Below are 15,692 nucleotides of genomic sequence, written 5' to 3'. Positions count from 1 at the left end.
GGCCCACGCCACCCGCCCAGCCGGGCGAATGTTGCCGGGCGACCGCGCGCCGCCTGTGGCTTGTCGCGCAGTTCCCCGCGCCCCTGAACACCCCCACCTGGCCGGGGGGGCCGGAAGGTTACGGCTGGACGACCGCCGCCTGGGGGCGGATCGGGAGGCGGTTGACCGGGCGGCCCGTGGCCGCGCGGACCGCCGCCGCGACCGCCGCCGGGGACGTCACCACCGGTACGGCGCTGGCCGGCTTCGCGCCGAAGGAGGCGACGACGTCCCGCTCCTCGACGAGTTTGACGATCCGGATGTCGGGGGCGTCGAGGGCCGTCGGCAGCGCGTAGCCGGTGAGGTCGGGGCGGCGGACGACGCCCCGGTTGGTGCGGAGGTTCTCGGTGAGGGCCGTGCCGATGCCGAGGGTGACGCCCGCCTCGATCCGGACCGCGAGCTGCGCGGGGTTGAGGATCCGGCCGACGTCCTGGGCGACCGCCATCTCCACGACCCGGACGGAGCCCAGCTCGATGTCGACGTCGACCACCGCGCGGACCGCGCAGAACGCCAGGCCGACGAAGGCGTCGCCCTGGCCGGTCTCGTCCAGGGGTTCGGTCGGGTGGGGGCGGCACTGGGCGGTGGCCCAGAGTTCCTTGCCCTCCAGCGCCTCGGCGACGGTGACCGAGAGCACCCCGTCGTACGAGGTGATCTTGCCGTCGGCGATCTGGAGCAGCTCCGTCGACATCCCGAACTGGTGCGCGAGGGGCTGGAGGAGCTGGGTGCGGACCATCTTCGCGGCGCGTTCGACCGCTCCGCCGGAGACCCAGGTGTGCCGTCCGTGGCAGGCGGGGCCCGCCGGGGGCTGGTCGGTGTCGACGGAGGCCACCTGGACCTCGTCGACGCCGAGGGTCTCCTGGACGATCTGCCGGGCGAGGGTCGTGAAGCCGGAGCCGGTCTCCACGGCGGCGCAGATGACGGTGGCGATGCCGTCCTGGACCTTGACGGTGGCGGTGGACACCTCGTCGGTGCCCTCGGCGCCCAGCATGTGGACCATGCCGAGGGCGTAGCCGACGCCCCGGCGTACGGCGGCGGGTTCGCCCGCGCCCTCGGGTCCGCCGGGGAGCAGCCAGTCGTCCTCGGGCGAGTCCTTGGGGAGCGCCGGGAGGGGGTGGTCGCGTACCGCTTCGAGGAGTTCGGCGACGGGCGCCGGGCAGGTCACGGTCTGGCCGGTGGGGAGGAGGTCGCCGGTGGCCAGGACGTTGCGGAGCCGCAGGTCGGTGGGGTCGAGGCCGAGTTTGCCCGCCAGCTTGTCCATCTGGGCCTCGTAGGCGGCGCAGACCTGCATGGCGCCCTCGCCCCGGACGTGGCCGGAGGGGGGGTTGTTGGTACGGACGGCCCAGCCCTCGATGAAGGCGTGCGGGACGACGTACGGGCCGCAGGCGAAGGCGACGGCGGCGGCCAGGGACTCGGACGAGGAGTCGGCGTAGGCCCCGGCGTCGAGCAGGAGCTGGGCCTCGACCTTGAGCAGCCGGCCTTCGGTGTCGGCGTGGTGCCGGTAGCGCAGCAGGGTGGGGTGCCGGTGGGGGTGGCCGAGGAAGGACTCCTCGCGGGTGGCGGCCAGTTTGACGGGGCAGCCGGTGCGCAGGGCGAGCAGTCCGAGGGGGAGCTGGAAGCCGGGGTCCTCGCGGTCGGAGGTGGCGCCGGGGACGCCGGTGACGACCACCTTGACGCGTTCCGGTTCGAGGCCGAAGCAGGCGGCGGCCAGATCGCGGTCGGTGTGCGGGTCGGTGGAGGCGACGTACAGTTCGACGCCGCCGTCGGGGCGGGGTACGGCGAGGCCGGCCTCGGCGCCGATGGGCGCGGGGTCCTGGCGGCCGATCCGGTACAGGCCCTCGACGATGACGTCGCCGGTGACGTCGGGGTCGCCGTAGCGCAGCGGGATGTGCCGGACGAGGTTGCCGTCGGGGTGCAGCGGCGGGGCCTCGAAGGCGAGTTCGGGGTCGGTGACGGGCTCCAGCGCCTCGTACTCGACCTCGATGGCGGCGGCGGCGAGCCGGGCCGTGTCGGGGTGGTCGGCGGCGACGGCGGCGATCGCCTCGCCGTGGTGGCGGACCAGTTCGGAGGCGAAGACGGGCCGGTCGGCGACCCGGCGGCCGTAGGAGGAGTCGCCGGGGATGTCCTGGTGGGTGATGACGGCCCGGACGCCCTTCATCTCCAGGGCCGCCGAGGTGTCGATCGAGAGGATCCGGGCGTGCGGGTGCGGGGAGCGCAGGATGCCCGCCCACAGCAGGCCCTCGGCCCAGAGATCGGAGGCGTACGGGAAGACGCCCTCGGTCTTGGCACGGGCGTCGGCCGCCTGGAGGGACGTGCCGATGCCGTGCGCGGGCGGCTCCGGTTCGGGGCCGCGGGGGCCGGGCACGGTGGCCGTGAGGGGGGTCGCCGTGGTGGTCGCGGTGGCGTCGCTGGTCACGCCATGCCTCCGTCATGGGGATGGGGCTGCACACTACCCGCACCGGGAGGCGCCTGGTGCGGAATACGGGCTTCCTGGCCGGGGGCCGCGGTACCGGGCCGGGGCTGGCCGGATTCCGCTTCGGCCGCCGCCGCGTTGGCCTCGCGTTCGGCGACGACCTCCCGTACGGCGTCGAGTACGCCCCGGTAGCCGGAGCAGCGGCAGAGGTTGCCGCAGAGGGCCTGCCGGGTCTCCAGATCGGTGGGTCGGTGGTTGCCTTCCAGCAGGTCGTGGACGGTCATCGCCATACCGGGGACGCAGAAGCCGCACTGGACGGCGCAGTTGCGGACCAGGGCGCGCTGGACGTCGGAGGGTTCGCCGTGTTCGGCCAGGCCCTCGACGGTACGGACCTCGGTCCCGGCGGCGGTGGCCGCGGGGACCAGGCAGGAGGCGACGAGCCGGCCGTCGACCTGCACGTTGCAGGCGCCGCACTCGCCCTGGGAACAGCCGTCCTTGGCGCCCGCGAGGCCGAGGCGCTCGCGGAGCACGTAGAGCAGAGACTCGCCGATCCAGGCGTCGGTGACGGGGCGGTCGGCGCCGTTGACCCGCAGGACGTAGGAGGTGGGCGGGTGTTCCTCGAAGACGGGGGCCGGTACGGGCTCCGGTTCGGGCTCGGGGGCCGGTTCCGGGTCGGTGGTCTCCACGGGCTCGGGGGCCTCGGCGGCGGCCGGTTCGGGTTCCGGCTCGGATTCCGGCTCGGGCTCCGGTTGGGGTTCCGGTTCGGCGGGGGCCCCTCCGGCGGCTTCCTCGGCGCCGTCGGCGGCGGAGGGCGGTTCGGACTCGGCGGCGGAGGCATCGCCGGAGGCGGCGGAGGCGGGCTCCGGGGCCGCCGGGCCCTCGGGGACCGCTCCGGCCTGTGGCTGTTCCGGGTGGGCCGGGTGGGGCGCCTGGTCGGCCGGGTGTCCGGCGACGGGCACGGTGACGGAACCGGCGGCGGGCGGGGCGACGGACCCCACAACGGAACCGACGGAACCGATCGCGGATCCGATCGCGGATCCGGCCTGTGACTCCGGCTCCGGGTGGCCGAGGTGCTCGGCCGGGACGGCGGGGACCGCCGGTTCGGAGTGCTCGGGGTGGTCGGTGTGCTCAGTGTGCTCGGGATGCTCGACGTACTCCGCCGACACCGGGTGCCCGGCCGGCCCCGGGTGCACGGGCGGCACCCCGGGTCCGTGGTGCGGGTGCCCGGCCACGGGCTCGCCGTGCGACGGATGGTCGTGCGGCGGATGTACGGGCACGGTGTGCGGATGCTGCGGCGCGGCCCAGGGCGCGGCGGCGCCGCCCGGCAGGGTCGCGGGGGCGTCGGCGGGCGCCCAGGGCGCCGCGGTGGCCGCCCCGGTGGTTTCGGGGTGGGGTTCGGCCCCGACGGACGGCTGGGGGCCGTTCCACTGCTGGGCCTGGAGCATGGCGGCGGTGTACTCGCCGGTCTCCTCGGGCAGATCGCCCCGGGCGACCGGGATCGTCCACTGGCCGGTGACATCGCTCGGCACGGCCGGGACGCCCTGCTGCCCGGCGGCCTCGGGGAAGGCCCACTGGCCGGTGGCGTGCGGATCGTCGGGGTGTGCGACGGGCTCGGGCCAGCCGCCGGTGATCTGCCCGCCCGCCGTACCGCCGTCGTGCGGAAGCCGTGCCTCCGGCGGGATCTGCGGATCGGCCACGGGGGTCAGCGGCAGGATCATCGGCGGTACGAAGCCGTGGCCCGGCGCCTCCAGGGGCGCGGCGCGCAGCTGGTCCTCGGACGGGAGCTGGACGAAGGCGGTCGCCTCGTGGTCGAACGCGCCCTGGGGCATGGGCTGCCAGCCGCCGTGCCCGGTGGGCTGCGGATATCCCGGGTGGTGGCCGTGCGGGTCGTGATGGCCCTGGTGGCCGGTCTCGCCGTGGTGACCCTGGTGCTGGTGACCGGGTAGGCCCTGGTCGCCGGGGTGGTCACCGGCGGGGTTTCCCGGGTGCGCCGGGTTTCCGGCGTGACCGACCTGACCGTTGTGGCCGTTGTGGCCGGTGTTTCCGTTGGTGTCGTTCACGACAGCGCCCTCCCCAGTGCGCGCCGGGCCAGCGCGGCGACGGTGCGCCGCAGATGCAGTACGGCGGGCGGCAGCGGTGGTGGCTCCTCGCCCGGGGCGGTGGGTTCGGGATCGGGGATGCAGGCGGCGGCGACGTAGTCGCCGAAGGCCGCCAGGGCCTCGGCCGCGAGCCCCCGCTCGCCGTCCCAGTCGATCAGTGAGGCGATCCAGCGCTCCGCCTCCAGCGGGCGCAGCGGCATCGCCGCGATGGCGCCGACGGCGCAGCGCACCCCGCGCCGCTGCGGGTCGAGGACGACCGCGACGGACGCGGTGGCCCGGCCGGGCCCGGTCCGGCCGGTGGCCTTGAGGAACACCTGGGGCGCGTGGAGCAGGGGTACGCGGACGTAGCCGATGAGTTCGGCGGGGCCCAGCAGATCGCGGCCCGCGAGGAGCTGGGCGACCGGGATCTCCCGGCGGACGCCGCCGGGCCCGGCGATGATCAGCTCGGCCTCCAGGGCGGCGAGGACGGGCAGGGTGTCCCCGGCCGGCGCGGCGGAGGCGATATTGCCGCCCAGGGTGCCCGCGTTGCGGATCTGCGGCGGTCCGGCGGCGCGCGCCGAAGCGGCGAGCGCCGGGATGAGCGCGGCGAAGTCGGGCCGTCCCATGCGGGCATGGGTGAGTCCGGCGCCGAGGAGGGCGTGTCCGCCGTCCTGGTAGCGCCAGCCGCGGATCTCGTTGATCCGGCCGAGACCGACGAGTCCGGCGGGCCGCAACTGCCCCCGGTTGACCGCGGCCATGAGGTCGGTACCGCCCGCGACCGGCACGGCCGCGGGCATGGCGGTCAGCGCCGCCACGGCCTCGTCGAGCGACGCCGGAAGCGTCACCGACTGCGAAGTCTGCGGTGCGTGCGTGGTCACCCAGCTGCCCCTTCCCGGTGTCCGGCGTCCCGCCTGTGTTGCCGTACCGTACGTGCTCACAGCCCGGACGTGGCAACTCTGGCACATCTTCCGAGCCGACCGCCGCGAGGGTCCACGAAGGGCCGGTCCGCGACGGATGCCCTCTTCCTTTGCCGATGCCCCTCTTTCAGCGTCATCGGCGTTCCGCCCCATCCGTACCCGTCGGGCACCATCGGACACCTTCGGGGCATTCGCCGGTCAAGAGGCGATGGGGGACAGATGACAGCTAAATCATACGATTCACTGCGCAACGCCCGGAGTTCTCCCGAGGGACGGCCGCACCGGGCGGGGGCGGGGGTGGTACGCCGACGGCCCGTACGCCCCGGCCGGCCTCCCGGCCCGCGAGCCGCACCACGAGACATCACAGGGCACGGCCACCGACGCGCGGCGGCTCCCGGCGGCTCCCGGCGCTCTCCGGCGGCGCGGGCGAAGCGCACGCGGCCCCCGGCGCCCCGCGGTTCGTCGCGGGGCGCCGGGGGCCGGTGGCCGGGGCGAGGGCCGGTCCGTCACACGTTCGGCGGGGCTCCCTCGCGGGGGAAGCCCTTGACGCCGGGGCGCGTCTGCCAGGGCCGGGGCCCTTCGGGGCGGCGGTAGTCGACGCCGAGGGCGTCCAGCCGGGGGTAGTGCGCGCCCATCCGGGACTCGAACTCCGGGTAGTCGCGTTCGGCGGGGGCGGGCAGCGGCGACCACGCCACCTCGGCGAAGGCGGCCAGCCGGGGGAAGACCTGGTAGTCGACCCGGGCCCGCTCCTGCATCACCTCGGTCCAGACATTGGCCTGGGTGCCCAGGATCCGCGCGGCGGCCTCCGGTTCGAGACCCGGCGGAACGGGCTCGAACCGGTAGACGTCCTCCAGGGTGCGGATATAGCCGATCGGCATGGGCTCGTCGGGCCCGCCGTCCTGCCGGTAGTCGAGATAGACGTGCTGCTCGGGGCACATCACCACGTCGTGTCCCGACCTGGCGGCCTCGATCCCGCCCGCGTAGCCGCGCCAGGAGGAGACCGCGGCGCCGGGCGCGAGCCCGCCCTCCAGGATCTCGTCCCAGCCGATCAGCCGCCGGCCGCGGTCGGCCAGCCAGCAGTCGAAGTGGCGGATGAACCAGGACTGGAGGCCGTCCTCGTCGCCGACGCCCAGCTCCCGGATCCGGGCCTGTGCCGTCGGCGACTCCTTCCACTGGTCCTTGGGGCACTCGTCGCCGCCCATGTGGACGAAGGGCGAGACCTCGGCCGGGAACAGCTCCAGGACCTCCTCCAGCACGCCCTCGTAGAACCGCAGGGTCTGCTCGGTGGGGGCGAGGACGTTCGGATTGACGCCCCAGGTGGTCCAGGGGGTCAGGGACGCGGTGTCGACGACATCGGCGTTGCCGAGTTCCGGATAGGCCGCGATCGCGGCCTGGGAGTGGCCCGGGATGTCGATCTCGGGCACGACCCGGATATGCCGCTCGGCGGCGTAGGCGACGATTTCCCGGATGTCGTCCTGGGTGTAGTAACCGCCGTACGGCTTCTCGTCCCACAGCTCCGAGAAACGGTGCCCCCATTTCGTCCGGGGCCGCCAGGAGCCGACCTCGGTCAGCTTCGGGTGGCGTTTGATCTCGATACGCCAGCCCTGGTCGTCGGTGAGATGGAAGTGGAAGACGTTGAGTTTGTGCGCGGCCAGCAGATCGAGGGTCCGCAGGACGTCGTTCTTGGGCGTGAAGTGCCGCGCCACGTCCAGCATCATTCCGCGCCAGCCGAAGCGGGGCGCGTCCTCGATCGTCTGCGCGGGGACGGCGGGGACGGCCGAACCGGCGCCGGGTACGGCCCGGAAGGCGCCGGGGCCCAGCAGCTGACGCAGGGTCTGGGCGCCCCAGAACACCCCGGCCGGGTCGCCGCCGGTGATCTCCACCCCGCCGGGACCGACGGTCAGCCGGTACGCCTCGGCCGCCAGGGACTCGTCCACGGCGAGGGTGACGGTGTCGGGCCCGCCGGGCTCACCGGGCGGCAGCGGCAGGCCGAGGGCGGCGCCCACGGTGGTCCGCAGCCACCGTTCGGCGGTGCCGGTGCCCGGGCCCGCGGCGAGCGCGGTGGCGGGCCCCGGGGTGAAGCTCCCGCCGTCCGGGGCGGCCGTGACGGTGACCGGTGCCGGGATCAGTCCGGCGGGTCCGGGACGCGCCTGAGTGTCGCTCATGCCGTTGTTTCCCTCCTGCCCGGCCGGGGCCGGGCTTCGCGTGTCCTTCCGGCTCTCCCGGGCCGCCGTACCGCTTCCGGCGCGGCGGCCCGGTTCCAGGTGCTCAGTCCTTGACCGCGCCGCCCAGTCCGGAGACCAGTCGCCGCTGGACCAGGACGAAGAAGATCAGGACCGGAATGGTCATCACCGTCGACCCGGCCATGATTCCGCCCCAGTCGTTCTCATCGGGTTTGAAGAAGACCAGCAGCGCCATCGGCAGCGTCGACTGCGAGGTGTCGCTGATGATGAACGACTTGGCGAAGAGGAAGTCGTTCCAGGTGGAGATGAAGGAGAAGACGCTGGTGGCCACGAGGCCGGGGAACACCAGCGGGAAGAGGATCTGCCACAGGAAGCGGGAGCGGCTCGCGCCGTCGATGTAGGCGGCTTCCTCCAGCGCCTCGGGGACCGCCTTGACGAATCCCCGGAGCATCCAGATCGCGAACGGCAGGGAGAACGCGATGTGCGGCAGGATCAGCGACCACAGGGTGTTGAGCTGGCCCAGATCCCGCATCAGGAAGAACATCGGAATGGTCAGCGCCTCGATGGGGACCATCTGCGCGACCAGGAACATGATGAGCAGGGTGGTACGGAACTTGAAGCGGAAGCGGGTGACCGCGGTGGCCGCCAGGAAGGCGATCAGCGCGGACGCCAGGACGACCGTTCCGGCGACCATCAGGCTGTTGAGGAAATAGCGCCCGAATTCCTGCTGTTCGAACACCCGCCGGAACGAGTCGAGGGACGGGTTCAGCGTCCACGGCTTCGCGTCGGTGGACTGGATCTCACCGGCCGGCTTGAACGCCGACAGCACCATCCAGTACAGCGGAAAGGCCACGACGACGGCGATCAGAACGGCCGATATCTCGGCGGCGAGCCGCCAGGGACGGCGGATCAGAGGGCCCCGGCGGCGGGCCGGAGCCGGGGCTCCGGCCTTCTTCTCCGATCCGTTCGCGGGAGCGTTCACGGTGCTGCTCACAGTTCTTCTCCCTGGCGTCGCATGAGCCTCAGATAGACGAGGGTGACGGCCAGCAGAATCAGCAGCATCACCACGCCGATGGCCGAGCCCAGGCTGTACTGCGAGGAGGCGAACGCCTTCTGGTACGCGTACACATTGAGCACGAGATTCTGTCCGGCGATTCCGCCGCCGGTGGTCATCACATAGATCTGGGTGAAGACCTTGAAGTCCCAGATGATCGACTGGATGGTGACGACCACCAGAATGGGCCGGAGCATCGGCGCGATGATCGTGCGCCAGATCCGCCACTGGGACGCCCCGTCCAGCGACGCCGCCTCCAGCACCTCGGAGGGGATCGCCTTGATGCCCGCGTAGACGGTCACCATGACGAACGGGAAGGAGCACCAGACGACCTCGAAGAGGACGAGGGCGAAGGCGCTGTAACGCCCGTACGTCCACGAGTAGTCGCCGAGCCCCAGCAGCCGGTTGACCGGGCCGTGGTCCGGGTCGAAGAGGAAGACCCAGACCGTGGAGCCGGTGATCGCGGGCGTGGCCCAGGCGCCGAGGGCCGCCATCATCAGCAGCAGCCTGGGCACCGCCCGGATCCGGGTGAGCAGAACGGCCAGGGCGCAGCCGACGGCGAGAGTGGCGATCACACATCCGGCGGCGAAGACCACCGTCGCGATGAGGACGTCCCAGAACTGCCGGTCGGCGAAGAGTTCCTGGTAGTTCCCGAAGCCCACGAAGGTGGTCGGCTCGCCGCCACTGACCTGGGCCTGGGTGTATTCGAGGAAGGAGATCAGGCCGAGCTGGTAGATCGGGTAGACCAGCAGCCCGGCGAGGACGACGAGGGCGGGCAGCAGATACAGCCAGGGTGTCCACCCGCTGCCGCGCCGCCCGCCGCGGCCCCGCCGCGCGCCGCGCGCCGTACCGTCCCTGCCGGGTCGCTTCCCGGCGGGGGCCGGGGCGGCGGTCTTCACCGCGCCCGGCTCCGCTGTCGCTTCGTGCGTCATATCGGTGTTTTCTCCGGTTCGGTTCCGGTTTGGTCAGCCGGAGAAGGCCGCGTCCATCTTCTTGGCGGCGTCATTGGCGGCGGATTCGACGTTCTTCTTGCCGCTGACGATCTCCTGGAACATGGTCGGCAGCACGGTGGAGGCGTCGATCTGGCCCCAGCCCGGGGAGGCCGGGACGAACTTGGCGCCCGCGCCGAGGGTGTCGACGAACGGCTTGACGAAGGGCTCCTTGGCGGCGACCTCGGTCCGGACGTCGGTGTAGGTGGGCAGGAAGCCCATGGCGTCGAAGAACTTGCGCTGGCTCTCCTTGCCCGCGAAGGACTTCATCAGCTCGACCGCGAGGGTGCGGCGGGGGCTGCTCTTGAGGACGCCGATGTTGTTGCCGCCCGCGAACGCGGGGGCGATGTCTCCGGCCTTGGCGCCCGGCAGCGGGACGACCGCGTACTTGCCCTTGACGCTGCCCGCCTCGACGGCCTGGTGGCTGAAGTCGCCGCCGATCGCCATGGCGGCGGTACCGGAGGCGAAGGCGGTCACGGTGGCGTTGCCGCCCATGGTGGCGCACTTGGCGGCCGGACAGTTGTCGTCACCGAAGAGGGAGGTGTAGGTGCTGATGCCCTTCTGGGCGGCGGCGCTGTTGATCGCGGCCTTGTACTTGCCGCCGTCCTCGGTGGCGATCTCGCCGCCGTTGGCCCAGATGAACGGCATGGCGCCGTAGGTGTAGGCGCCGCCGACGGCGATGCCGTACATGTTCGGCTTGGCCTTGCGGATCTTCTTGGCCGTGGTGACCAGTTCGTCCTGGCTGGTCGGCGGCTTGAGGTTCAGCTCCTTGAAGACGTCCGTGCGGTAGTAGAGCGCGCGGACGCCGACGAAGAGGGGAGCGCCGTAGATCTTGCCGTCGACGGTGACGGACTGCCGGGCGGTGGCGTCGGTGGCCTTGGCGTCGGCCCACTCGCCGAACTCCTTGGTCACATCGGCCAGGCCGCCGTCCTTGACGTATCCGGCGGTGTCGGTGTTGCCGTACTCGATGACGTCCGGCGCGCTCTTCGGGTCGTTGAAGGCCGCCTTGATCCGCTGGGCACGGGTCTCGACGGGGATGTACTCCACCTCGACCTTGGTGTCCTTGTTCTTCTGGGTGAAGGACGCTATCGCCTCGTCGACGACCTTCTTCTTGGGGTCGTTGTTGACCTCCTGGAAGAGCCAGACCCGCAGGGTGCCGGTCTTCTCGTCCTTCTTGGAGCTGTTGTCGGAGGTCTGGGGCGCGCAGGCGGTGGCGGTGAGGCCGGCGAGGACGAGTGCGGTGACCGGAACGGCGATGCGGGAGCGGAGCTTCATTGGCGGTCCCTCGGGAAAGAGTGCGAAGCGCATTGCGACATATGCAACGCGTGTTTCGTGCTGCACAACACCCGGTGAACATAGAACGGCTCAAACGCCCCGACAAGTGGTCTCAACCACTCTGTGACCGGGCGAAGCATCCTGTGCAACGCAAAAGAAATGTCCCGCTGGACAACAAAACGGTCCCCGGGGCGCGAACCTTCGCGCCCCGGGGACCGTCGTCACCGTCATGACCGCCGTCACGGCGGCGGGGATGGAACCCCGTTACTTCTTGTCCTTGCCGCCCTTGTCGCCACCCGGGCCCATGGACTCGTAGATCTCCTTGCAGAGCGGACAGACCGGGTACTTCTTGGGGTCGCGCCCCGGCACCCAGACCTTCCCGCACAGCGCGACCACGGGAGTGCCGTCGAGGGCGCTCGCCATGATCTTGTCCTTCTGGACGTAATGGGCGAAGCGCTCGTGATCGCCGTCGCCGTGCGACACCTGCGGCGTCGGCTCTACGAGGGTTCCCGTCCCTGTCCCGCGATCGGGCTCAAGAGTGCTCATGAACTCCAAGGGTACCCGGGCCCGGGCGGGGTACCGCCCCGCCCGCCGGGACCCGTGCGCCCGGCTCCGTACAGCCGTCCCGGGACCGGTTCCGGACGGCCCGCGGGCACCCGGTTCCGGGTGATTCGATACGGCTCCGTACGCCCGGCCCCGTAGGGCCCGCCGCGCAACCGGTTCCGTACGGCCGTCGCGGGACCGGCACCGTACGGCCGTCGCGGGACCGGCACCGTACGCCCCGGTCTCGTACGGGCTACGCGTCCCGCCGCCGCAGCACCGCGAGCCCGCCCGCGACCGCGACCGCCGTCCACGCCAGCAGGATCAGCAGCCCGGCCCCCGGACCGTACGGGATCCGCTCGTTCGGGACCGTCGCCATCAGCCGGGTCCCGGCGATGTGCGGCAGATAGCGGGCCACCGTACCGATCCCCGGCAGCGACGCCAGCAGCTCCCCCACGATGAAGAACAGCGGTACGAGGACCGAGAGCGCCACCACCGGACGGCGCAGCACCCCCGCCACCCCCGCCGACAGCACACCCAGCAGGGTCAGATGGACCGCGAGGCCGAGCACGGCCCGGAACGCCCCCGGATCGCCGATGGCGACGTTCAGCTCCCCGCCCATCGCCCCCTGGGCGGTGAAGAACGCGGCGAAGGCCGTCGGCAGCGCCACCGCCGCCAGGACCGCCGTCAGCACCGACAGCTTCGCGAACCAGAACACCGTCCGGTCCGGGACGGCCGTCAGCGATGCCCGGATCTGCCCGGTGGCATGCTCCCCGCCGGCCACCGCCACCCCCAGGAACACCACCGTCAGCTGGCTGATCGAGACCCCCGCGAAACCGAACAGCACCGGATCGAACTCCGGGTCCCGGAAGTCCGCCGCGTTCCTCCCGACCGTCGCGCCGTACAGCAGGGCGACGCCCGTGGTGAGCACTACGGCCGCCGCCAGCGTCCACCAGGTGGAGCGCAGGGTCCGCAGCTTCAGCCACTCGGCCGACGCGGCCGGCGCGAACGACGCCTCGCGCCCGGTCACCGTCCGGCCCCCGTCCCGGCGGACGCGCCCGCCGTCAGCCGGATGAACGCCTCCTCCAGCGATCCGCCGGGGCCCGCGTGCGCCCGTACGACCTCGCCGACCGGCCCCCGGGCCACCAGCCGCCCGCGCGCCACGACCACCACGTCGTCCACGGTCAGCGCCGCCTCACCCATCAGATGCGAGGAGACCAGCACCGTACGGCCCTCGGCGGCCCAGCGCCGCATCAGCCCGCGGAGCCGGACGATGCCCTCCGGATCGAGCCCGTTCACCGGTTCGTCCAGCAGCAGTACGGGCGGATCGCCGAGCAGGGCGGCGGCGATGCCCAGCCGCTGCCCCATCCCGAGGGAGTACGTCCCGGTCCGCTTCCCGGCCGCATCCGTGAGCCCCACCTGGTCGAGGACCGCGTCGACCCGGGAGTCCGGGATCCGGTGCGTCCGGGCGAGAAACCGCAGATGGGCCCGCCCGGTCCGGCCCGGATGCGCCGACCGGGCCTCCAGCAGGGCGCCCACCGTCCGCAGCGGCCGGGGCAGCGACGCGTACGGCACCCCGCCGAAGAGGGCCGTACCCGCGTCCGCCCGCTCCAGGCCGAGCACGGTCCGCAGAGTCGTGGACTTGCCCGCGCCGTTGGGTCCGAGGAAACCGGTCACCCGGCCGGGCTCCGCCCGGAAGGTCAGACCGTCCACGACGGTCACCGGGCCGCGGCGCCTGGTCAGCCGCGCGATGTCGAGAGAGATGTCCGTGGTCACCACCCCACCGTGAACCCCGGCCCCGGCCCGGCGCGTCAGGCCCGGGACCGAGCGGCCCTTCTCCGTCCCGGGACGGAGGCGCGCGGCCCCGCCCGGCGGCTACGTTCGGGACATGACTGCCGAGGGACGGCCCGGACAAGGGCCGGAACGGGAGCCGGAACGGGGGCCCGGGCGACGGCTGGTGATCCGGGACGCGGTCGCGGTGGCCGGATATCTGCTGCTGACCGCCGCCACCGGAACCACGGACGGCGGCCGGCCGCCGCTGGTCCCCGGACCCGTCGCCCTGCTGCTGCTCCTCGCCACGGCCCTGCCCGTGGTGGCCCGCCGCCACCGGCCCCTCCCCGTCTTCGCCACCGTCTTCGCCGCGACCTGCGCCGGGATCCTGACCGACACCGTCCGCGACCCCTTCCTCCCGGCCGCCCTCGCGCTCTACACGGTCGCCGCCGAGGGAATCCGCACCCCCTGGTGGCGGCGGTGGCTGCCCGGCCTCGCGATCCTCGCCGTCGGCGGCTGCGCCCTGCTGGTCCCGCTCCACACCGGCCCCGACGACTGGTGGTCCGGCGGCCTCGGACTGCTCGTCCTCGGCTGCGCCGCCCTGCTCGGCGCCTGGGAGCTGGGCCGGGCCGCGTACGAGCGCCGGGCCTTCGCCGTCCGTACGGCCCACCAGCTCGCCCAGCGGGCCGTCGCCGACGAACGGCTCCGGATCGCCCGCGAACTGCACGACGTCGTCACCCACTCCATCGGACTGATCGTGGTCCGGGCCGGAGTCGCCAACCACGTCGTCCGCAGCCGCCCCGAGGAGGCCCACGACGCGCTCCGGGTGATCGAGGCCACCGGCCGGGGCGCCCTCACCGAACTCCGCCACATGCTGGGCGTCCTGCGCTCCCCCGCCACCGGCGAACGGGTCCCCGCCGCACTCGCCCCCGTCCCCGGGACCGCCGGACTGCCCGCCCTGGCCCGCCGTGCCGGGGCGGCGCTCACCACCGAGGGACTCGACGGGCTCCCGGCCGGAATGGGTGTCACCGTCTACCGGATCGTCCAGGAAGCCCTGACCAACGTCCTGCGGCACGCGGGCCCCGGCACCCCCTGCCGGATCACCGCCCGCGCCACCGGCGACTCCGTACTCCTCCTGATCGAGGACGACGGACCGCCGCGCCCGCCCGCGCCCGACGGCCACGGCATCGCCGGAATGCGGGAACGGGCCGCCGTCTACGGAGGCGTCCTCACCGCCGCCCCCCGGCCCGGCGGCGGCTTCACGGTCCGCGCGGAGCTGCCGTACGCCGCCGACGAACCCCCGGCCGCACCCGTACGAACGGAACGGAAACGGAACGCGTGAACACACCCGGCGAGACGGCCGTACGGGTACTCGTCGCCGACGACCAGGCCCTGCTCAGGTCCAGCCTGCGGCTCCTGGTCGACGCCGAACCCGGCCTGACCGCCGTCGGTGAGGCCGCCGACGGCGAAGAGGCCGTCCGGCTGGCCGCCGAGACCCGGCCCGACGTGGTCCTGATGGACGTCCGGATGCCCGGCACCGACGGCATCGAAGCCACCCGGCGGCTCTGCGCCGACCCGGCGACCGCCGCCACCCGGGTCCTGATGCTGACCATGTTCGACCTGGACGCCTACGTGTACGGGGCGCTCCGCGCCGGGGCGAGCGGCTTCCTCCTCAAGGACACCCCGCCCGCCGAACTCCTCACCGCGATCCGGGTCGTCGCGGCGGGCGACGCGCTGATCGCCCCCGCGGTCACCCGCCGCCTGATCGCCGAATTCGCCGCCCGCCCCGGCCCCGGGAACCCCTCACCCGGCGGCCTCGACCGGCTGACCGGCCGCGAACGGGACGTCCTCGGCCTGGTGGCGCGCGGCCTCAGCAACCGGGAGATCGCGCTACGGCTCCACGTCGGGGTCTCCACGGTCAAGACTCACGTCAGCCACCTCCTGACGAAGTTCGCGGCGCGGGACAGGGCTCAGCTGGTGATCGCCGCGTACGAGTCCGGCCTCGTCACCCCGGGCACCCCGGGGTAGCCCCCCGCGCCGGGGGCCGCCCGCCCGAAGGGCCGCTGCCCCGTGCGGTCCGCCCAGCCGGGCGGGTGTTGTCGGGCGACCGCGCGCCGTCGTGGGCTGTTCGCGCAGTTCCGCCCCCTATGCCTTCGGCGATGGGGGGACCCCCAGCGCCTTGGCTCTCCAGGTGAGGCCCACGCCACCCGCCCAGCCGGGTGGATGCCTGTCGGGCGACCGCGCGCCGTCGTGGGCTTGTCGCGCAGTTCCGCCCCCTGAATGCTCTCCCCCAGCACCGTGCCTGAAAGGGTTCCCGGCCTTGGAGACCCCGCCTTTGGTAAGGGGCGGTCAGGAGGGCAACCAGGGGCGCGGGGAACTGCGCGACCAGCCACAGACGGTCCGCAGACCGCAGAAAAGATCAGGCCGCCGGGCGCGGCCC

At 73.2% G+C, this 15,692-nt stretch carries 12 protein-coding genes; 2 read left to right on the top strand and 10 right to left on the bottom strand.

Annotated elements, in window-relative coordinates; translation table 11 throughout:
• Window positions 1-118: 118 nt before the first annotated feature.
• The 10 genes from ABZ714_RS06615 to ABZ714_RS06570 all read right to left on the bottom strand — a co-directional run bounded on the left by ABZ714_RS06615 (window position 119) and on the right by ABZ714_RS06570 (window position 13,261).
• Window positions 119-2,449, bottom strand: coding sequence for a xanthine dehydrogenase family protein molybdopterin-binding subunit (locus tag ABZ714_RS06615; protein ID WP_358824035.1), 2,331 nt, complete (start codon window positions 2,447-2,449; stop codon window positions 119-121).
• Complete coding sequence (locus ABZ714_RS06610; protein WP_358824147.1) at window positions 2,446-4,275, bottom strand: (2Fe-2S)-binding protein; 1,830 nt, start codon at window positions 4,273-4,275, stop codon at window positions 2,446-2,448. Before ABZ714_RS06610 ends, ABZ714_RS06615 begins: the two co-directional genes overlap by 4 nt.
• 227 nt (window positions 4,276-4,502) lie before the next feature.
• A complete protein-coding gene (locus ABZ714_RS06605; protein WP_358824034.1) occupies window positions 4,503-5,402 on the bottom strand; it encodes an FAD binding domain-containing protein in 900 nt (299 codons plus the stop codon).
• Window positions 5,403-5,947: 545 nt separating this feature from the next.
• Window positions 5,948-7,606 carry a beta-N-acetylhexosaminidase gene (locus ABZ714_RS06600; RefSeq protein ID WP_358824033.1) on the bottom strand — a complete coding sequence of 553 codons (1,659 nt, stop codon included), beginning with the start codon at window positions 7,604-7,606 and terminating at the stop codon, window positions 5,948-5,950.
• 103 nt (window positions 7,607-7,709) lie between these two features.
• The gene (locus ABZ714_RS06595) at window positions 7,710-8,537 is read right to left on the bottom strand and encodes a carbohydrate ABC transporter permease (protein WP_358824146.1); all 828 of its coding nucleotides are present in this window, start codon (window positions 8,535-8,537) and stop codon (window positions 7,710-7,712) included.
• A 77-nt stretch (window positions 8,538-8,614) separates the two neighbouring features.
• Window positions 8,615-9,610 carry a sugar ABC transporter permease gene (locus ABZ714_RS06590; RefSeq protein WP_358824032.1) on the bottom strand — a complete coding sequence of 332 codons (996 nt, stop codon included), beginning with the start codon at window positions 9,608-9,610 and terminating at the stop codon, window positions 8,615-8,617.
• A gap of 33 nt (window positions 9,611-9,643) precedes the next feature.
• Window positions 9,644-10,942 carry an extracellular solute-binding protein gene (locus ABZ714_RS06585; protein ID WP_358824031.1) on the bottom strand — a complete coding sequence of 433 codons (1,299 nt, stop codon included), beginning with the start codon at window positions 10,940-10,942 and terminating at the stop codon, window positions 9,644-9,646.
• 264 nt (window positions 10,943-11,206) lie between these two features.
• Window positions 11,207-11,488 (bottom strand): DUF3039 domain-containing protein, encoded by a 282-nt coding sequence (locus ABZ714_RS06580; protein WP_358824030.1) that lies wholly within the window; start codon window positions 11,486-11,488, stop codon window positions 11,207-11,209.
• 250 nt (window positions 11,489-11,738) lie between these two features.
• Window positions 11,739-12,512 carry an ABC transporter permease gene (locus ABZ714_RS06575; protein ID WP_358824029.1) on the bottom strand — a complete coding sequence of 258 codons (774 nt, stop codon included), beginning with the start codon at window positions 12,510-12,512 and terminating at the stop codon, window positions 11,739-11,741.
• On the bottom strand, window positions 12,509-13,261 hold the full coding sequence (locus ABZ714_RS06570; RefSeq protein ID WP_358824028.1) for an ATP-binding cassette domain-containing protein: 753 nt from the start codon (window positions 13,259-13,261) through the stop codon (window positions 12,509-12,511). The genes ABZ714_RS06575 and ABZ714_RS06570 overlap by 4 nt, the downstream gene beginning before the upstream one ends.
• 109 nt (window positions 13,262-13,370) lie before the next feature.
• Between ABZ714_RS06570 and ABZ714_RS06565 the strand changes: the two genes are divergently transcribed.
• Entirely contained in the window at window positions 13,371-14,594 is a 1,224-nt protein-coding gene (locus tag ABZ714_RS06565; RefSeq protein ID WP_358824027.1) for a histidine kinase, read from the top strand.
• Window positions 14,591-15,280: a response regulator transcription factor gene (locus tag ABZ714_RS06560; RefSeq protein WP_358824026.1), complete on the top strand. Its 690-nt coding sequence runs from the start codon at window positions 14,591-14,593 to the stop codon at window positions 15,278-15,280. The genes ABZ714_RS06565 and ABZ714_RS06560 overlap by 4 nt, the downstream gene beginning before the upstream one ends.
• Window positions 15,281-15,692: the final 412 nt, after the last annotated feature.

Origin of the sequence: Streptomyces sp. NPDC006798 (genome assembly GCF_040635975.1) — a bacterium.
Lineage (GTDB): Bacteria > Actinomycetota > Actinomycetes > Streptomycetales > Streptomycetaceae > Streptomyces.
This window is presented reverse-complemented; position numbering and strand designations above follow the sequence as displayed.